Below are 17,883 nucleotides of genomic sequence, written 5' to 3' on the forward strand. Positions count from 1 at the left end.
ATAATGTCAGTCGATAAGTATCCTGAAATTGACATTCCGTTTGATGTTCGCTACACATGTTTATTTTGTGGCGAACCATCGGATGAAACAGTCAACATTCCTTTTTCAGTGGATGATATAAACAAAACCTCTCATTCTCCTTTATCAGTCCCTGTTTGTATTGAATGTCAGTCCTTTGTCAAAAAAGCACGATGTCATTCAGTTTATCAATATCAAAAGGCTGTTAAAGCAGCGTTAACGCGAAAATATCAAAAAGCGTTAAGTATTGGTTCAAATTGGACAGAGCAAGAACTGCAGGAATCAGAATTCGAAGGCGCTGCATTTGAAGGTTTCAAGCGTAGTGCTTGGATGATGTACACGATTGCAAAAGAAAGGATTAACTATACTGGATGGACGTTATGTTTAGATGGTATCCCTTTGGTTGCAGATGACGAAAATAGTGGCTTTGAATTCGATGGAACTCGTTTTGTAAGTGTTGACCATGCGGTTGAGCACTATATCAAAACATTCCACCTTGATGCTTTACTATTACCTGAACTCGTTAAACTGCTTGGTGAAGAAAAGTTCAGTTATGCAATCAGAGTAAGTCGTCTTTATCTTAGTATATCTGCCGTTGAGCGGGCTGAAATTTTGGCTGATATCGCAGAAAGTCTATCGGAAGTATAACCAGCACGAATAGACGTTCGTCATCGAATTCGTTGTGATGAGTTGAATAACTCAGAGTCGTTAAATACTTTGAGTTATTCAATAATACTTGCTGGGCGTCATACCTAAAAAATAAAATTAACCATCAAGCTATATAATTGAGCATCGGTATCCCCATCAGCTGGATTAGAAATTAACTCACCATTACTGCCATTGTTTGCATCTGTATATTTCCATTCTGCATTTAATGACACCGTTGTCGTTAAGTCATAACGAACCCCGACTAAAAGCGAGTTATTTTTTTGGCTATGGTGTGATTCGGCATAGGTTACATAGGGCGTGAATTTATCCATATTATAAGCCAAGCTTGTATACCAATTGAAATGCATCGTATCTATCAGCACCTCTGAAGTGAGAACTAATTGATCAAATGAATATTCAGCCCCTATCGTATAAATATTGATATTATCAGCAGGGTATTGCTGAGTACCTAGTGGCGTTGTTACATCGACTGCGTATTTGAAGTGAGCGTAATTGAACATGATTCGATAATCAAACCCACTTAACTCAGTGTGTAAGCCTATCGTTTTTTCGACGTTAAAATCGTACAGCAATGCACCAATGTTAACTTCACTGTTACTTTCTATCCCAACATAAGGCGTGATGGTTAAATAACTCTCATCATTTACCTCAATATCCCAAGTGCCAGAAATACCATCGTAAGATGTAATCCCGAGAATGGAGTTATATACTTCTTGCGGAGGTCGCGCAGAGGTATATGCCTGTCCTACGTAATAATATTCAGAGCTTAAAAATAAAGGCAAGCGTAAGCGACCAACTTTCAAGTTCAAATCCGATACGTTGTAACCAAGGTATGCCCATTCTAAGACAGGTGATGACCATTCATCTTGAGGACGCTTAACAACTTGCACAGAAGCATTGAAATTATTTGTAAATCGAATATCGCCTTGTAAGCCAAAGGTCGTGTCACAATCGTAACAAGTCTCATCCGTTATTTCACGGTTTACATATAATGCAGTCGCATTATTAGATTTTGTTATCGAAGTTGAACCAAAGCCACTTAACGAAATGTCATCCGTAAGGTTAATTTTAGCATTTGCGCTGAATACGCTCATTGATAGTGTTGTAGCTATAAAGCAGGCTTGTGATGTATTCATGCTTTATTCCTCCGGAGTTAAAACGAATAAAACATTAACATCTTCTGGTAAAGACTTTATCGTGGCGTATGCAATGCCATTTGGATTCTCTTCTAACCAATCGAGTATGGATGCAATATCATTATCTGATATTGTCACAGGTAAGTTCCCTTTTCCTGAAAAGGCCAAACTTGCTCTATAACCATTCATTTGTGATAACGATTTCCCAAGTAAATCCTGGTAAAAATCGGCTTTGTCATTGGTGTCATCGGTTAAATCAACAAGGTTAATGTTTTTCTTGTTAATACGTTTAACCTTTCCTTTATAGATCATCCTTACCTTGCTTTTACTTAGCTCGGGAAAAGAGTTGTTTAATGAAAAGACTGCAAAACTCCGTCCCTCATCTTCCTTGATTTCTTCTTTAGCGAAGACAGAAAAAGAGATCGAGAGTGAAAAAGTGAGTAGTGTGACGCAAAAATTGCGTAAGTTTAATCCTTTAAACATGTTTACCTGCTAATTTCAATTCTGTTACCTATCATTTAAGTTAGTAAGAAAAAGACTAAATAACAAATTAATTTTCACATGGAAGTCAAAAACTTATGCTTAATACGCTATCGATCAAAAAACGGCTAATAATATTATTATTATGCCCATTATTGTTACTCACGTTGTTGATTGGCGATCGAGTCAGTGAGTCTATGTTTACATTAAATCAACTGAATAAGCTCAAATACAGGATTGAACTCCTTACTGAGTCATTGCATTTAAATTCATTGTTGCATAGCTTAAGAGTAAGCAAACTATCGAATGATTCCGTTATCGATAAAGAGGAACTCAGTGCATTCACGACATCGATTAATAAACTAAAGCAACTCGCGCCTTTAGCGTTACAAGATGGCAGCCTCGCTGTTGAGTTATTATCTGACCTTGAAGGTGTTGAAGATGAGCTCACTTACCTTGATGCAGTTGATGTGAATGATTGGTCTAGTTGGATATCTGATTCAACAAGCCAATTACTGCTTATATTAGAAAAAAACAAATTAGATATTAATGACGAGACAATAGAAAGCAATATTGAGGTTTTATATCAACTCCAGTGGTTGTACTTTTGGGCAAATGAAGAGAACTGGTATATCAACCTGATTGTTCGTGATGCTGGTGTGGATATAAAGTCTTTATTGCAGCCAATTGTTGAAAGGCAGCAACTTTTTATCGAACGCTTTATAACAATTAGCGCGGATAGCGATCAAATTTCATTATTACAGAGTACATTTTCTGATAAGGCATTTATCGATAGTTATGCATTACGTAACTTAATTCAAAACGACCACTTTAAAGCAACAGCAAGTGATTATGATATTTCTGCGTTAGATAAACGTTTAGCCTTAATTAATCAGGTTGTCTCAAATGTAGGTGCAAACTTATCAATCAAGATTAAAACCAAAGTAGCTGAAGCTAAAATGCATGTTGTTGCCTTTTCCATTTTCATTACAGCATTACTCTTGTGTGCTTCTTACCTCGGTTGGATGTTAATACAACGTATTTTGGGAAATTTGAAAGAAATTATTACAACACTGACGCATATTGAAAATACACATGACTATTCATTAAAAATCAAGATTGATGGTAACGATGAGTTTAGTGCGTTCGCAAAAATGTTAAATAAACTTATTGAGGAACGTTACACTAACGAAAGACAGATAATTAAAGCGAAGGAGTCAGCAGAACAAGCAAATGTCGCGAAGAGCTCATTCCTCGCTAATATGTCACATGAAATTAGAACACCGTTAAATGGCGTGATTGGCATGTCTAACATTTTGTCTAGCACCAAGTTAACACCGACACAGCAAGACCATCTTGCGATCATCGAAAACTCGTCGCAAACCCTGCTTATATTAATTAATGATATTCTTGATTTTTCTAAAATTGAATCAGGGCACCTTGCTATCTCACATCATAACTGTAATTTGCGTGAAGTTATCTACGATACTGTCGCGATTGTGATTCCGAGTGCAGCAGCCAAAAATCTCGATCTCGTTGTTAATATAGCGGCTGATTTACCGAATGATTTATTACTTGATGAGCATAGGTTACGTCAGGTATTGATGAACTTATTGTCTAACGCGGTCAAGTTTACCGAGAGTGGCCAAGTCTGTATTACATTAAATTGTACAGTGCTTGAAGATAATCGATGTGAATTATACTTCTCCGTCGCAGACACAGGTACGGGCATTGAAGAAGATAAGCAGCAGAAAATATTTGAACCCTTTACTCAAGAAGATGGATCGATTACCCGTGAGTTTGGCGGAACAGGCCTTGGTTTAGCGATTAGTACGCAGTTGGTCGAGTTAATGGGAGGGAAAATTGATATTACCTCAGAGAAAGGCAAAGGCAGTGATTTTTACTTTACTATATCAGCAGATTTTGTAATTGATACTCGGGTTCAACAAATTGTAGCTACCAACACCAAAGTAACCGTGATTGCGAATGAAATGGAGTTTAGTGATGAAATATGCGCAGAGCTATCGCGTAATAATATCTCTGATATAACGACTGTGCCGTATATGCAAGATTTGTCGAGTCTGATTACGGTGAATAAGGGTGATGAGCACCTGATTATGTATTGTCAAAACAGTATTAATTTAACCTTAAAAGACATCGACCTTTTGAATAAACTAAGACTTAACAATACGTTTGTTTTGGTGCAGTCACATGCCGATGAGCAGTATGATTTTGATAATCGAATTGATGGCTTAATTACAATGCCATTGCTTGGTAATCGTTTATTAAAAACAATTAGTGCGGCATTAATCAATAAGAAAGAGTCACAACAGTCAGTGCAACAGAAGACGACTATTGGTGAAAAACATGATCAAGCCGACATTGAGGCTCGCACGACAGTTAACCCTTTAATCCTTATTGTAGAAGATAATTTAATTAACCAAAAAGTAGCGACGCTATTATTGAAACAATGTGGTTACGACAGCCATATTGCCAATAATGGTGAGGAGGCTGTTACTCAAGTATCTTCGGGCGAGCACAAATATAAAGCGATCTTGATGGATTGTATGATGCCGGTTATGGATGGTTTCACAGCGACAGAGCATATTAGAGAATGGGAAAAGACTTCTGCAACGCCACAAACGCCAATAATTGCTTTAACGGCGAGTGTGCTTGATGCTGATATTCAACGTTGCTTCGATGTTGGGATGAATGACTATGTACCTAAACCGTTTAAGAAAGATGTGTTAATCGAAAAAATAGAACGACTAGCCAGTGTTGCTTAACACAATGTTAGGTTTCTTTTTTAGAGGATAAAAGTTGGGATTGCTGATTTATTAGTTCTTTTAAGTCAGCAATATCCTGCTTTAAATCCGTAATGTCATTCTGGAGTGTGTCCGCATTCGGAATTTGTTTTTGTTTCGCGTCTTCGCCACCGTCGACAAACCATGATGAAATAAAACCGGTGAATGTACCGAATAGTCCTACACCAGCTGTCATTAATAATGCGGCAATGATACGACCGCCAGTTGTCACAGGGTAGTAGTCACCATAACCGACAGTTGTGATTGTGACAAATGACCACCATAGCGCGTCTATGCCATTGTTAATATTACTTCCCACTTCACCTTGCTCTAATAATAAAATCCCGATAGCGCCTAGCGTAACAAGTACAAATGATATTGCGGAAACTAAAGAGAATGTGGCTTTAAATCGATGTTCAAATATCATTTTGAACATGATTTTAGAGGAGCTAATATGTTTTATGGCTTTGAGTATTCTCGCAATACGAATAATTCGGATAAATTGGAGCTGCTCTACCATTGGAATACTGGAGAGCAAGTCAATCCAACCCCATTTCATAAATTGTAATTTATTCTCTGCTTGGTAAAAGCGAATGACGAAGTCAGTAAAAAAGAATAAACAAATGATGTTATCCACACTCGTTAATATTTCAACCACATTAGGTGAAAGTGTAAATATGAGTTGCATGAGTGATGAGGCTACAACATGGAGTGATAAGATCAGCATGAAGATTTGAAATGGATTAACATCGCTATTGTGGTTACTATTCATTGTTGTTTGCACAGGGTCGCAGCCTTCGTTTATTGATTTTGTTAATATAAACCTTAGTGTGTCGCAAAACAAAATATTTTTCTTAAATCGTTAGTAGGTTATTTTTATGTTTGTTGTTATTTTTTATGTTCCAAAAGAAAGTGTGGAAGAGGTTAAACAAGCCCTTTTCAATGTTGGCGCCGGAACGATAGGGGATTATGATAGTTGTGCTTGGCAATGTTTAGGCACGGGTCAGTTTAGACCTTTACTTGGTAGTCAGCCGCATATTGGGTCGTTAGATAAAATTGAGTTAGTCGATGAGTTTAGAGTCGAAATGGTTTGTACAGCAGGTAATATAAGGGCAGCAGTTAATGCGTTAATATCTGCACACCCTTATGAAGAGCCAGCTTATCATATACTTCAAACACTAAGCATAGATGATTTACCTTAGCTCTGTATTGTTCGTGGTCAGTTGTTAATTGCGCTGACTAGATCTGAAATTGTTTTGGCACAAGTGATAGAGATTAAATTATCGGCCTCTTGGTTTGACCCCATCTGAACCGCTGCATGTGGGTTCATCGCACTTTTCCTTGTCGTTTTGCCTGATAAGTGTAATTCTTTCGCGTGTGTTTGCGTTATTATTTGTTTTGCATTCTCGGGAGTAACACCTGCGCCAGGCATAATACTGATTCTATCGCCAGCTTGAGTGATTAATTCTTTTATCAGCTCACAGCCTTGGGCCGCACTTTCTTGCTGTCCCGATGTTAATAAACGATCACATCCTGCATTGATCAGGATCTCTAACGCTTGCTTTGGCTCGTTGCATAAATCAAATGCACGATGGAAAGTGACCTCTAGATCGCGTGATGCTGCCATCAAACGCTTCAGTGTAACCTCATCAATATCACCATCAGGTGTTAATGCACCAATAGCAACACCTTGAATACCAAGTAACTTCATAAATTTGATATCTGAAACCATGATGTCAACTTCGCGTTCACTATATACAAAGTCCCCAGCTCGTGGGCGAATGATAGTGACTAGGGGGATGGTTGCTAGATCAAGAGACTTTTGTACAAACCCTGCATTTGCGGTCAAACCGCCTAATGCTAACGCTGAACATAACTCAATACGGTCTGCGCCAGCTTGTTGCGCAGTCTCAAGTGACTCTATGTTATCTACACATACCTCTATTGTAATTGTCATATGTTTCTCTTTATCAAAAATAATAGGATAAGGATAGGCAGTTTTAGATTATATGAAAGGGTAAAAGGCGACTAAGGTCGCCTAGATCAATGATTATGGCAAAAAATTATACGTTTACGACTAGAAAGATAACTGTTTCTGTTCAATTGATACTATAGAGGTACTATCTAAAAGCGTATAACTGTTCTGAAGTGTATCTTTTATAAGAATAATTTCGTCAGAGGAATTAGGGTGATAGGATTCTTTTTTCAAATCTGTTTTCTTGTATTTGAACGTGCCTGTTATTTCTTGTTGGGCACGTAAACGTATGAATATAGGTTGCGCGTAGCTTGGTAGTGCCGCTGTTACATGCTTATAGAATTCAGATGCTGAAAATTCGAGAATAGGGCAGTTTAGAGTTAGCGCAACCATGCCTGCTCGACCATCATGATGGGGGAGTTCAACGCCATATGCGACGCTCTGATCAACCTGGTTAAAGTCATTTAGTTGGCCCTCGACTTGTGTTGTGGCGACATTTTCACCTTTCCATCTAAACGTATCACCTAACCTATCAACGAACGCGATATGTCTGAACCCTTGGTACCTAACCAGATCACCTGTATCGAAATAACAATCGTCGTCTTTTAATACCGATTTGAATAGTTTTTTATTACTTTCTTTTTGATCGGTATAGCCATCAAAAGGTGAACGCTTGGTTATCTTTGTTAAGAGTAACCCTACGCCACCTGTTTTTACTTTGATCATTTTCCCTTGTTCATTATAAATGGGTTCATCATTATCAATATCATATTCAACAACAGTAAAGGCGAGGGGGGTTATTCCTGCTGTATGGGTTAAGTTCAATGCATTGGTGAATACGAGGTTACATTCACTTGCCCCGTAGAATTCATTAATATGTTCGATGCCAAAGCGTTGTTGAAATTCATCCCAAATTTCGGGGCGTAAGCCGTTACCAATAATTTTTTTAATGGCATGTTGCTTGTCGTTATCTTTTGGTGGCACGTTTAATAGGTAACGACATAGTTCGCCAATGTAGGTAAAGGCAGTGGCATTATGATCGCGTATTTCATTCCAAAATTGACTCGAGCTGAATTTTTCAGATAGAGCAAGAGTTGCAGCGTTGCCAAATACAGCACTTAATGAAACGGTTAGTGCGTTATTATGATAAAGCGGCAATGCAAGATATAGCACGTCGTCGGCAGTGAGGCGTAATGATGCCATTCCCATACCGGCCATTGATTTAAACCAACGGTGATGACTCATTTTTGCGGCTTTAGGAAGCCCTGTTGTACCAGAAGTGAAAATATAAAAAGCAGAATGCTTAAGCTGTATTGTAGGTGTTGAATCTGGATTTAAGAGCGAATAATTTGAGACGAGTGTTGATAAATCTTCGAATTTAACTGGATTAACAGGTGTTTTTAAAGCTGGGATATAGAATATATGCTGTTGTAATACAGGAGATAGTTTCGGTTTTATATCATTAATAGTAGATATATATAATTCATCTGCGATAAGTAATTTGGTATCTACAACAGCTAGGCTATGAGCGAGAATTGCGTTTTGTTGTGTTGTATTAATCATGCAAGCAATCGCACCTAGTTTCACCACGGCTAGGGCGATAATAATCGTTTCGGGGCGGTTATCTAGCATTATCGCGACTTTATCGTCATGACTGATACCTGATTCATGTAGAAAATGTGCATATTGATTGGCTTGCTGATTTAATTCTTCGTAGGTGTAACGCTGATCTTTAAACTGAATCGCGATGAGATCTGCATTTTTAACCGCTTGTTGTTCTAACAATAAACCTATCGACATAAAACGTTCTGGCTTTGCTTGCTGTAAATGCCACAGGCCTTTAATTATCGGCTTTGGTTTCTTTAATAAGTTAATTGTATTTTTGAATAATTGTTTACCGTTTATAATAGTCATAAGTTAATTCATTCTATTAATGAGAGGGAGTATGACACCGGATAGATGGGTCATGCGTTTTTCTGAATTGATTAATTTAAATGTGCTGTTTTGCGGTGATAATGCGGCGTTCAAAGAAACTTCACCAGGTAAAAAAATAGCATTGTTAAATTGAACATCAATGCTAATTCTTTGGATATCAATGACATTTTCTAAGTTGGCAAGGACGTGAGCTTTAGCAAACATACCGTGTAATATGGAAGACTTAAACCCCATTAATTTTGCTGGAATATAATGCAGATGGATCGGGTTTATATCTCTAGAAATATAAGCGTATCTAAGCGCATTAAATTTAGAGAACGTAAAGGGAGGCATGATTTCTATCATTTGTTCATCATGGCTCGAGAAGGCTGTATTAGAGTTATGAGAGTTATCGAGATATTGCTTTTTCTGACATTTATGTAAAAAGGTTGCGGTACACTCCCACATTAATTTTTTATCTTCAAAAATATCAATATGAACTTGGATGAATCGACCTCGGTTAGAAGTGTGGTCCTGTTTAACCCGACATGTCACTGTCAATATGGCATTTTGTTTAATCGGGTAATGTTGAATTATTTGGTTTTTATAATGGATTAATCCGAGTATTGAAACGGGAAATTTTGTTGAGGTCATCAGTTTCATTAACAGTGGAAATGCGATAACGAATGGGTAGGTAATAGGTAGGTAGCCTGTATGATTGAAACCACAGCATTTAATGTATTGTTGTAAATGGCGTAAATTTATTGATAACGCGTTGATACAGTATTGCTCAGAAATCAGGTTGTTTATCCTAGGTTTTATGATGGCTTTAATGACGGCATGACAGAGTGCTTTTATATATAAAGGCATAATAAAAGGTGACTTGCTTACGTGCGTTGTTTGGACAATATTCATCTTCAATAAATCGTGTAATAATATGTAGCAATTATGTTAAACTCTTTACTTGAAAGTTAAATTGGCGAATGAGTAATCGCTTTATGGCAGCTGGGTCAAATACTTCAGCTAAACTGTGTTACTCAATCGTTTGATAGTGTTAAAGTGAATATCTGAAATAAAGATGTAAATTAATAAGTGGAATAATTATGCAAGATGCAGGTGCGTTGTTACGCGTTGCTTATGAGGCAATGAAAGAGTTAGATATCGATGTACTCGAAGTACTTTCTCGTTGCAACATTAGTGAAGATGCATTGAATGATAAAGATCTGCGTACACCGAATAATGCGCAAACTCATTTCTGGCAGGTTCTCGAAGATATAACAAAAGATCCCAATATTGGTATTTCACTCGGTGAGCGTATGCCTGTGTTTACTGGTCAGGTCTTACAGTATCTTTTCTTAAGTAGCCCAACATTTGGAACGGGTTGGGAACGAGCAATAAAATATTTTCGATTAATCAGTGACGCTGCAAGTGTGTCAATTGATGTAGATGGTGATGTTGCTCGGTTATCAGTTAACTTAGATGGTATGACAAAAGATGCAAACCGTCATTTAAATGATTGCTTGATTATAGGTGCATTCAAATTTTGCCAATATGTAACCGATAATGAATTTAAGGCGATTAAACTGTCATTTGCACACTCAAGCCCTAAAGATGTTACGGCTTATACAAGTGCATTTTCGTGTCCTCTGGAATTTTCAGCTGCCGATAACTACATTTATTTTGATGCGGATTTACTTAATCGACCTTCTTCTCATGCTGAGCCAGAGCTATTTGTGCTACACGACCAACTAGCAAGTCGTAAGGTTGCGAAGTTAGAATTACAAGATATTGTTGATAAGGTGCGTAGTGTTATAGCGCAACAATTAGAGTCTGGTGTTGTTACTTTAGAAAGCATTGCGACAGAGCTTGATATGAAGCCGCGTATGTTAAGGGCTAAGTTAGCTGAAATTGATTATAACTTTAATCAAATATTAGCTGATTTCAGATGTGAGTTGTCGAAGAAATTACTGGCTAATACAGATGAATCCATCGATCAGATTGTATATTTAACCGGGTTCTCAGAACCAAGTACTTTTTATCGTGCTTTTAAGCGTTGGGTTCAAATGACGCCAATTGAATATCGCCGTAGTAAATCAACGCATTAATATCCCTCTGATATATTAAATAGCAGGCCTTAATAAAGCCTGCATTATTGTTCCAATACAGTTATAGAGTGTTAAACCTCTCTAGGGCTGTATCTTCTAGACTATATTAAGCCCCTATTAATGACTGGCCACAAATACGAATTGTATTACCTGTCACACCTGCAGCTTGTGGTTGAGCAAAAAAGGCGATAGCTTCTGCAACATCAACAGGTTTACCCCCTTGCTTTAATGAGTTCATTCGACGACCGGCTTCTCGTACTGTAAATGGGATCGCGGCTGTCATTTTCGTTTCAATAAAACCGGGTGCAACGGCGTTAATTGTGATGTATTTATTGGCGAGTGGCTTTTGCATCGCATTTACGTAGCCGATAACTGCTGCTTTAGACGTTGCATAATTTGTTTGTCCAAAGTTTCCTGCAATACCGCTCATTGATGACACACAGATAATTCGACCATGCTTATTTAATAGGTCTTCATCCAATAGTTGCTTGTTGATCCTCTCCATTGCCGACAAGTTAATATCCATGAGTATGTCCCAATGGTTATTTGTCATCCGAGCGAGCGTTTTATCTTTTGTTACGCCTGCGTTGTGCACGATGATATCGAGTGAACTTTCTCGTACAAAGTTTGCAATATGACGAGGAGCATCATCGGAGGTTATATCTGCAACAATAGCGCTGCCTTTTAAGCGATGCGCTATCTTTTCTAAGTCCGTTTTTAATGCTGGAATATCTAAGCAGATAACATGTGCGCCATCACGGGCGAGTGTTTCGGCAATTGCAGCACCAATACCACGAGATGCACCTGTTACTAATGCTGTTTTTCCATGTAATGGTTTATCGATGTTAATTGAACCCTGTAAGGTTCCCGGTTTTACAGTAATTACTTGTGCTGAAATATAAGCAGACTTCGCTGATGCGAGAAAACGAAGTGGGGCCTGTAATAATGATTCACTGCCTGATTGTACGTACATAAGCTGGCATGTACTGCCATTCTTACCTATCTCTTTGGCTAAACTCCGGCTAAAACCTTCTAGCGAGCGTTGGGCTGTCGCATAACTGATATCTTCAAGTTGATCACTTGGGCGTCCTAAAATAATCACTCTGCTACAGCCTGATAATTGCTTGATCACGGGCTGAAAAAATCGATGTAACGCACTTAATTGCTCACTGGTTTTAATACCTGATGCATCAAATATAATACCGTTAAACTTATCCGACTTACCAATGGCGTTTAAACTAATTGATGTTGCATTGAGAGATGTTGTATTAAATTGGTTATTAAGGTTAGCTAATTTCGATGTGCTATTAGGATAAGAAATACTGATATCTGCATCATTAAATGTATCTATAATCGGCTTAATCAATTCGCTGTTAGTCGCTGCGCCAATAAGTAAGCGGCCAGAGATCAGGTCTGATCCTTGAGAAAAACGGGTTAACGTAACAGGCTGAGGAAGATTAAGGGCTTTGAATAAGCCTGATGTCCATTTTCCATTGGCGAGTTTTGTATAAGTATCCGTCATTATTTAATCCTTGTGATGGTGAACAACGTTAATAAATAAATGAAGCATGTGTTAGAAATTACTGTAATGCTATGACCTATTTGCCAAAAAGTCATGATAAATAGACCAGTTGTTTACGTTATAAATTGGTATAGTATAACTAAATAATACTTGAATGATGATTTTGTAATCATTAAGTGTGAATAAATTAGCATTTAAATACCGCTGCATTAGATAGAAAGTGGTAAAGAAATGGTGAACAAACAACCATGTTAGAGTTTTTATTTTAAACTTGTATCAACAATGTTACATTAATGTATCTAAAGTCTAATGTGCTGCGGGCATATATAAGTCATCTTAATTAAAGGAATAAACCATGACAGGTCAAACAGTAAGAAGAGTTGCAATTATCGGCGGTAACCGTATCCCGTTTGCACGCTCAAACACAGCATATTCGAAATTAAGTAACCAAGATATGCTAACGGAAAGTATCCGTGGTTTAGTTGTAAAATATAACCTACGTGGTGAGCAGCTTGGTGAAGTTGTTGCTGGTGCAGTTATTAAGCATTCTCGAGATTTTAACTTAACGCGTGAATCTGTTTTAAGTGCAGGTCTTGCACCAGAAACACCATGTTATGATATCCAACAAGCGTGTGGTACTGGTCTTGCTGCTGCAATTCAAGTAGCAAATAAAATTGCACTTGGTCAAATTGAAGCGGGTATTGCTGGTGGCTCAGATACAACGTCTGACGCACCAATTGCTGTGAGTGAAGGTATGCGTAGTATCTTGCTTGAGTTGAATCGTGCAAAAACAGGTAAGCAACGTTTGAGTGCTTTATCTCGCTTACGTCTTAAACATTTTGCACCATTAACACCTGCTAACAAAGAACCACGTACAAAAATGGCAATGGGCGATCACTGCCAAGTAACAGCGAAAGAGTGGAATATCTCACGCGAAGCACAAGATGAACTAGCATGTGCAAGTCATCAAAAATTAGCTGCAGCTTATGAAGAAGGTTTCTTTGATACATTAGTATCACCTATGGCTGGCCTTACTAAAGATAACGTATTACGTGCAGACACTACGGTTGAAAAACTAGTTAAATTAAAGCCTTGTTTTGATAAAGTAAACGGTACTATGACTGCGGGTAATAGTACTAACCTGACTGATGGTGCATCAGCAGTATTACTTGCAAGTGAAGAATGGGCTGCAGAACACAACTTACCAGTGCAAGCTTATCTAACATTTGGCGAGACGGCAGCAATCGACTTTGTAGATAAGAAAGAAGGCCTATTAATGGCGCCTGCTTATGCTGTACCAAAAATGCTTAAGCGTGCAGGTCTTACATTACAAGATTTTGATTACTATGAAATCCATGAAGCATTTGCAGCTCAGGTACTATCAACATTAGCAGCTTGGGAAGATGAGAAATTCTGTAAAGAGAAGTTAGGTCTTGATGGCGCACTAGGCTCAATTGATCTAACTAAGCTTAACGTGAAAGGCAGCAGCTTAGCAACGGGTCACCCATTTGCAGCTACTGGTGGCCGTGTTATTGCTACATTAGCACAACTGCTTGATCAGAAAGGTTCTGGTCGTGGTTTAATCTCTATTTGTGCCGCTGGTGGTCAAGGTATCACCGCTATTCTAGAGAAATAAATACGACATTTATTTTCTATTGATAAATATCTCGTTTTAAATAGCGACGATCTTTATAAATAAAAGCGCTAATACTGCAGAGTATTGGCGCTTTTTGCATATGCAGTATTAATTATGCGTGAATTAAATTAATACCATGCTTCATGTCGAACGGAATTCAAGTGCGTACTTCCAATCATAAACTAGAGTGCGACAGATGTAGAGGTCGTGATAATACTTGGAATGAAGAAGTGATGGTTAAGGCCAAATTATCAATAGATCTCTCGCTTATCCATACGCGTGTAAAAAATAAAGAATATGAGTAGAAATAGGAAAGAGTTAAGTTGAGATAGGGATATGAGGAAGCTTAGTCAATTATAAAAAAACAGCACCGAAGTGCTGTTCAGGTTGAAGATAATTTAACTTAAATTACAAGTTAGATTAATCTTCGTATGCTTCGTTATGAACACCCGCAGCACGACCCGATGGATCTGCATTGTTTTGGAAGCTTTCATCCCAAGCTAATGCTTCTACAGTTGAACAGGCTACCGACTTACCAAATGGTACACATTTAGCTGCCGAGTCACCAGGGAAGTGATCTTCAAAGATGGCGCGATAGTAGTAACCTTCTTTGGTATCTGGTGTATTGATTGGGAACTTAAATGCCGCGCTTGCTAACATTTGATCCGATACAGCTTCTTCAACGTGAACTTTAAGCTGGTCAATCCAAGAGTAGCCTACACCATCAGAGAACTGTTCTTTTTGACGCCATACAATTTCTTCTGGTAATAAATCTTCAAATGCTTCACGGATGATGTTTTTCTCAATGCGGTCGCCCGTGATCATTTTCAGTTCAGGGTTCAGACGCATTGACGCATCTACAAACTCTTTATCTAAGAAAGGTACACGTGCTTCAATTCCCCAAGCAGCCATTGACTTGTTCGCTCGTAGGCAATCAAACATATGTAGTTTATTTACTTTACGTACCGTTTCTTCATGGAACTCTTTAGCATTTGGTGCTTTGTGGAAATACAAGTAACCACCGAATAGTTCATCAGCACCTTCACCAGAAAGTACCATCTTAATACCCATTGCTTTAATCTTACGGGCCATCAAGTACATAGGTGTTGATGCACGAATAGTCGTTACATCGTATGTTTCAATGTGGTAGATAACATCACGTAGTGCGTCGATACCTTCTTGTACTGAAAATTCGATAGAGTGATGAATTGTACCTAAATGATCCGCTACTTTTTGCGCTGCGGCTAAATCAGGTGAACCGTTTAAGCCTACAGAGAAAGAGTGCAGTTGTGGCCACCATGCTTCTGTTTTACCACCATCTTCAATACGACGTTTTGCATATTGTTGAGTGATTGCTGAAATAACAGATGAATCTAAGCCGCCTGACAGTAATACACCATAAGGTACGTCACACATTAGTTGACGTTTAACCGCGTCTTCCAAGCCTTGTTTAACAACACTTTTGTCGCCGCCATTTTGAGCTACAGCATCAAACTCTTTCCAGTCACGTTGGTAGTATGGTGTTACTTTACCGTCTTTACTCCACAGGTAATGTCCTGCAGGGAACTCTTCAATTTGCGTACAAATAGGTACTAATGCTTTCATTTCTGACGCAACGTAAAAGTTACCGTGTACATCATAACCAGTGTAAAGTGGGATAATACCAATATGATCACGGCCAATGAGGTAAGCATCCTCTGTTTCATCATATAATGCGAAAGCAAAAATACCGTTTAGATCGTCTAAGAACTGAGTGCCTTTTTCTTTATATAGCGCAAGAATAACTTCACAATCTGATTCTGTTTGGAATTCAAAGTCTACGTTTAATGTTTTCTTTAAATCTTTGTGGTTATAGATCTCACCATTCACAGCAAGAACATTGGTTTTCTCTTCATTATATAAAGGTTGTGCACCATTATTAACATCAACAATTGCAAGGCGTTCATGAACCAAAATAGCATTATCGTTAGTATAAATACCTGACCAATCAGGGCCACGGTGACGTAACAGTTTTGATAGCTCTAATGCTTGTTCACGAAGAGGTTTAATGTCTGACTTGATGTCTAGAATTCCGAATATTGAGCACATAGCTAATTCCTTCTAATACTGCCTTTGCAGCTAACTTTCTAAATAGTGTGTCTAATTTGACAGATTCTAATTTAATTGCAATTAAAAATGACATAACTTTTATAAAAGTTGCAATAAGATGTGGAATCATCAAAATGACGTACATAAAAATGACGTTTCGATAATTTGTGCGAGGAGTTGGGATAAAGCAATATACATCTTAACTTATAGAGGTAACTACGATTGAATCCATTCAACGCAATGTGATACTAAGTAAATAATTTCAAATACAATAATAATCCACATTAGGTAAATTTAGCATGATAATTGGCTATACCTCAATGGTAATTTAGGATAACAAGAAAATATAATGGATATTAAAAAATGGGAGGAGTCGCTTTGCTGTCTGTTTGGTGTAAATATGTATGAAATGTTGATTAATAAACAGTTAAAGCAGTAATAATATAATAGTAATTATAAAAAATAGTTGGTTTTGAAGACATAACTGCATAAACTATTTAGTTCATTATCTCGTAACATTTTTGTGATTCAAACAGGTTTGATAAAATTATATGTCTGATAAATATAAGCCGTACGATATTTCATTTAAAAAAGCATTTTTATTACCAAAATTTTGGCCGGTTTGGTTTGGTGTATTTGTATTATACCTGCTTGCTTTTATGCCAATAAAACTGCGTGATAAATTTGCACGTGCTATCGCAAGGAAATTATTTAAGCTAAAAGCGATGAGTAAACGTAAGAAAGTGGCAAAAATCAATTTATCCATGTGTTTTCCAGAAATGGATGATGCAGAACAAGATCGTATCATTATGGTTAACTTGGTTACGTTTTGCCAAACGATATTAAGCTATGCAGAGCCTAGTGCACGTAGCCTTGCTTATAATCGTAACCGCATGGTTGTTCATGGTGGGGAAAACCTGTTTCCTTTATTAGAGCAAGGTAAAGCATGTATTTTGTTAGTACCACATAGTTTTGCTATCGATTTTTCTGGTTTGCATATCGCTTCTTATGGTGCACCATTTTGTACTATGTTCAATAACTCTAAAAATGAGCTGTTTGACTGGCTAATGACTCGCCAACGTGCGAAGTTTGGTAGTACGATCTATCACCGTAAAGCAGGACTTGGCGCACTGGTAAAATCGCTTAGCAGCGGTGAAAGCTGTTATTATTTACCAGATGAAGACCATGGACCAAAGCGCAGCGTATTTGCACCTTTATTCTCGACTCAAAAAGCCACGTTACCAGTGTTGGGTAAATTAGCACAGAAGACATCTGCAGCGGTTGTACCTGTATATGCGGCTTATAATGAAGAGTTAGGTAAATTTGAAACCTTTATTAGACCAGCAATGCAGAATTTCCCGACAGAAAGTCCAGAGCAAGATGCTGTCATGATGAATAAAGAGATCGAAGCCTTGATTGAATGTGGTGTTGATCAGTACATGTGGACATTAAAATTGTTAAAAACACGTCCTGATGGTGAAAAAATTTATTAAGTCATTTTTAATGAGCGCTATATGCTTATGTTGATATAGCGCT

14 protein-coding genes are annotated in these 17,883 nt (G+C 37.8%); 6 read left to right on the plus strand and 8 right to left on the minus strand.

The window, feature by feature from the left end; translation table 11 throughout:
* The first annotated feature begins 3 nt into the window (after positions 1-3).
* Entirely contained in the window at positions 4-666 is a 663-nt protein-coding gene (locus HWV00_RS09470; protein WP_211685911.1) for a hypothetical protein, read from the plus strand.
* Positions 667-770: 104 nt separating this feature from the next.
* On the opposite strand, the gene HWV00_RS09475 is transcribed toward HWV00_RS09470, so the two are convergent.
* Positions 771-1,823, minus strand: coding sequence for a hypothetical protein (locus HWV00_RS09475; protein ID WP_211685913.1), 1,053 nt, complete (start codon positions 1,821-1,823; stop codon positions 771-773).
* A 3-nt stretch (positions 1,824-1,826) separates the two neighbouring features.
* Positions 1,827-2,306 carry a hypothetical protein gene (locus tag HWV00_RS09480; RefSeq protein WP_211685915.1) on the minus strand — a complete coding sequence of 160 codons (480 nt, stop codon included), beginning with the start codon at positions 2,304-2,306 and terminating at the stop codon, positions 1,827-1,829.
* Positions 2,307-2,401: 95 nt separating this feature from the next.
* Here HWV00_RS09480 and HWV00_RS09485 point away from each other — a divergent pair, with 95 nt between their 5' ends.
* The gene (locus HWV00_RS09485) at positions 2,402-5,089 is read left to right on the plus strand and encodes an ATP-binding protein (protein WP_211685917.1); all 2,688 of its coding nucleotides are present in this window, start codon (positions 2,402-2,404) and stop codon (positions 5,087-5,089) included.
* Positions 5,090-5,096: 7 nt separating this feature from the next.
* Here the strand turns inward: HWV00_RS09485 and HWV00_RS09490 are convergent, their stop codons facing one another.
* On the minus strand, positions 5,097-5,891 hold the full coding sequence (locus tag HWV00_RS09490; protein ID WP_211685919.1) for a potassium channel family protein: 795 nt from the start codon (positions 5,889-5,891) through the stop codon (positions 5,097-5,099).
* Between the two features lie 94 nt (positions 5,892-5,985).
* Between HWV00_RS09490 and HWV00_RS09495 the strand changes: the two genes are divergently transcribed.
* Complete coding sequence (locus HWV00_RS09495) at positions 5,986-6,309, plus strand: NGG1p interacting factor NIF3 (protein ID WP_211685920.1); 324 nt, start codon at positions 5,986-5,988, stop codon at positions 6,307-6,309.
* Positions 6,310-6,326: 17 nt separating this feature from the next.
* On the opposite strand, the gene HWV00_RS09500 is transcribed toward HWV00_RS09495, so the two are convergent.
* From HWV00_RS09500 to HWV00_RS09510, 3 genes are all read right to left on the minus strand, one after another.
* On the minus strand, positions 6,327-7,064 hold the full coding sequence (locus HWV00_RS09500) for a copper homeostasis protein CutC (RefSeq protein WP_211685922.1): 738 nt from the start codon (positions 7,062-7,064) through the stop codon (positions 6,327-6,329).
* Positions 7,065-7,184: 120 nt separating this feature from the next.
* Positions 7,185-8,996, minus strand: a complete 1,812-nt coding sequence (locus tag HWV00_RS09505) for a long-chain-acyl-CoA synthetase (RefSeq protein ID WP_211685924.1) — start codon at positions 8,994-8,996, stop codon at positions 7,185-7,187.
* Between the two features lie 3 nt (positions 8,997-8,999).
* Entirely contained in the window at positions 9,000-9,650 is a 651-nt protein-coding gene (locus HWV00_RS09510; RefSeq protein WP_255554992.1) for a MaoC/PaaZ C-terminal domain-containing protein, read from the minus strand.
* Positions 9,651-10,099: 449 nt separating this feature from the next.
* Here HWV00_RS09510 and HWV00_RS09515 point away from each other — a divergent pair, with 449 nt between their 5' ends.
* Positions 10,100-11,101 (plus strand): AraC family transcriptional regulator, encoded by a 1,002-nt coding sequence (locus HWV00_RS09515; RefSeq protein ID WP_211685927.1) that lies wholly within the window; start codon positions 10,100-10,102, stop codon positions 11,099-11,101.
* A gap of 106 nt (positions 11,102-11,207) precedes the next feature.
* On the opposite strand, the gene HWV00_RS09520 is transcribed toward HWV00_RS09515, so the two are convergent.
* Entirely contained in the window at positions 11,208-12,623 is a 1,416-nt protein-coding gene (locus HWV00_RS09520) for a 3-oxoacyl-ACP reductase (protein ID WP_211685929.1), read from the minus strand.
* Between the two features lie 355 nt (positions 12,624-12,978).
* Between HWV00_RS09520 and HWV00_RS09525 the strand changes: the two genes are divergently transcribed.
* Positions 12,979-14,259, plus strand: a complete 1,281-nt coding sequence (locus tag HWV00_RS09525; RefSeq protein ID WP_211685931.1) for an acetyl-CoA C-acetyltransferase — start codon at positions 12,979-12,981, stop codon at positions 14,257-14,259.
* Between the two features lie 420 nt (positions 14,260-14,679).
* Here the strand turns inward: HWV00_RS09525 and asnB are convergent, their stop codons facing one another.
* Positions 14,680-16,347: an asparagine synthase B gene (gene asnB, locus HWV00_RS09530; RefSeq protein WP_211685932.1), complete on the minus strand. Its 1,668-nt coding sequence runs from the start codon at positions 16,345-16,347 to the stop codon at positions 14,680-14,682.
* Between the two features lie 551 nt (positions 16,348-16,898).
* Between asnB and lpxM the strand changes: the two genes are divergently transcribed.
* Entirely contained in the window at positions 16,899-17,840 is a 942-nt protein-coding gene (gene lpxM / locus HWV00_RS09535) for a lauroyl-Kdo(2)-lipid IV(A) myristoyltransferase (RefSeq protein WP_211685934.1), read from the plus strand.
* The last annotated feature ends 43 nt before the right edge of the window (positions 17,841-17,883 follow it).

Origin of the sequence: Moritella sp. 24, assembly GCF_018219155.1 — a bacterium.
Taxonomy (GTDB): Bacteria; Pseudomonadota; Gammaproteobacteria; order Enterobacterales; family Moritellaceae; genus Moritella.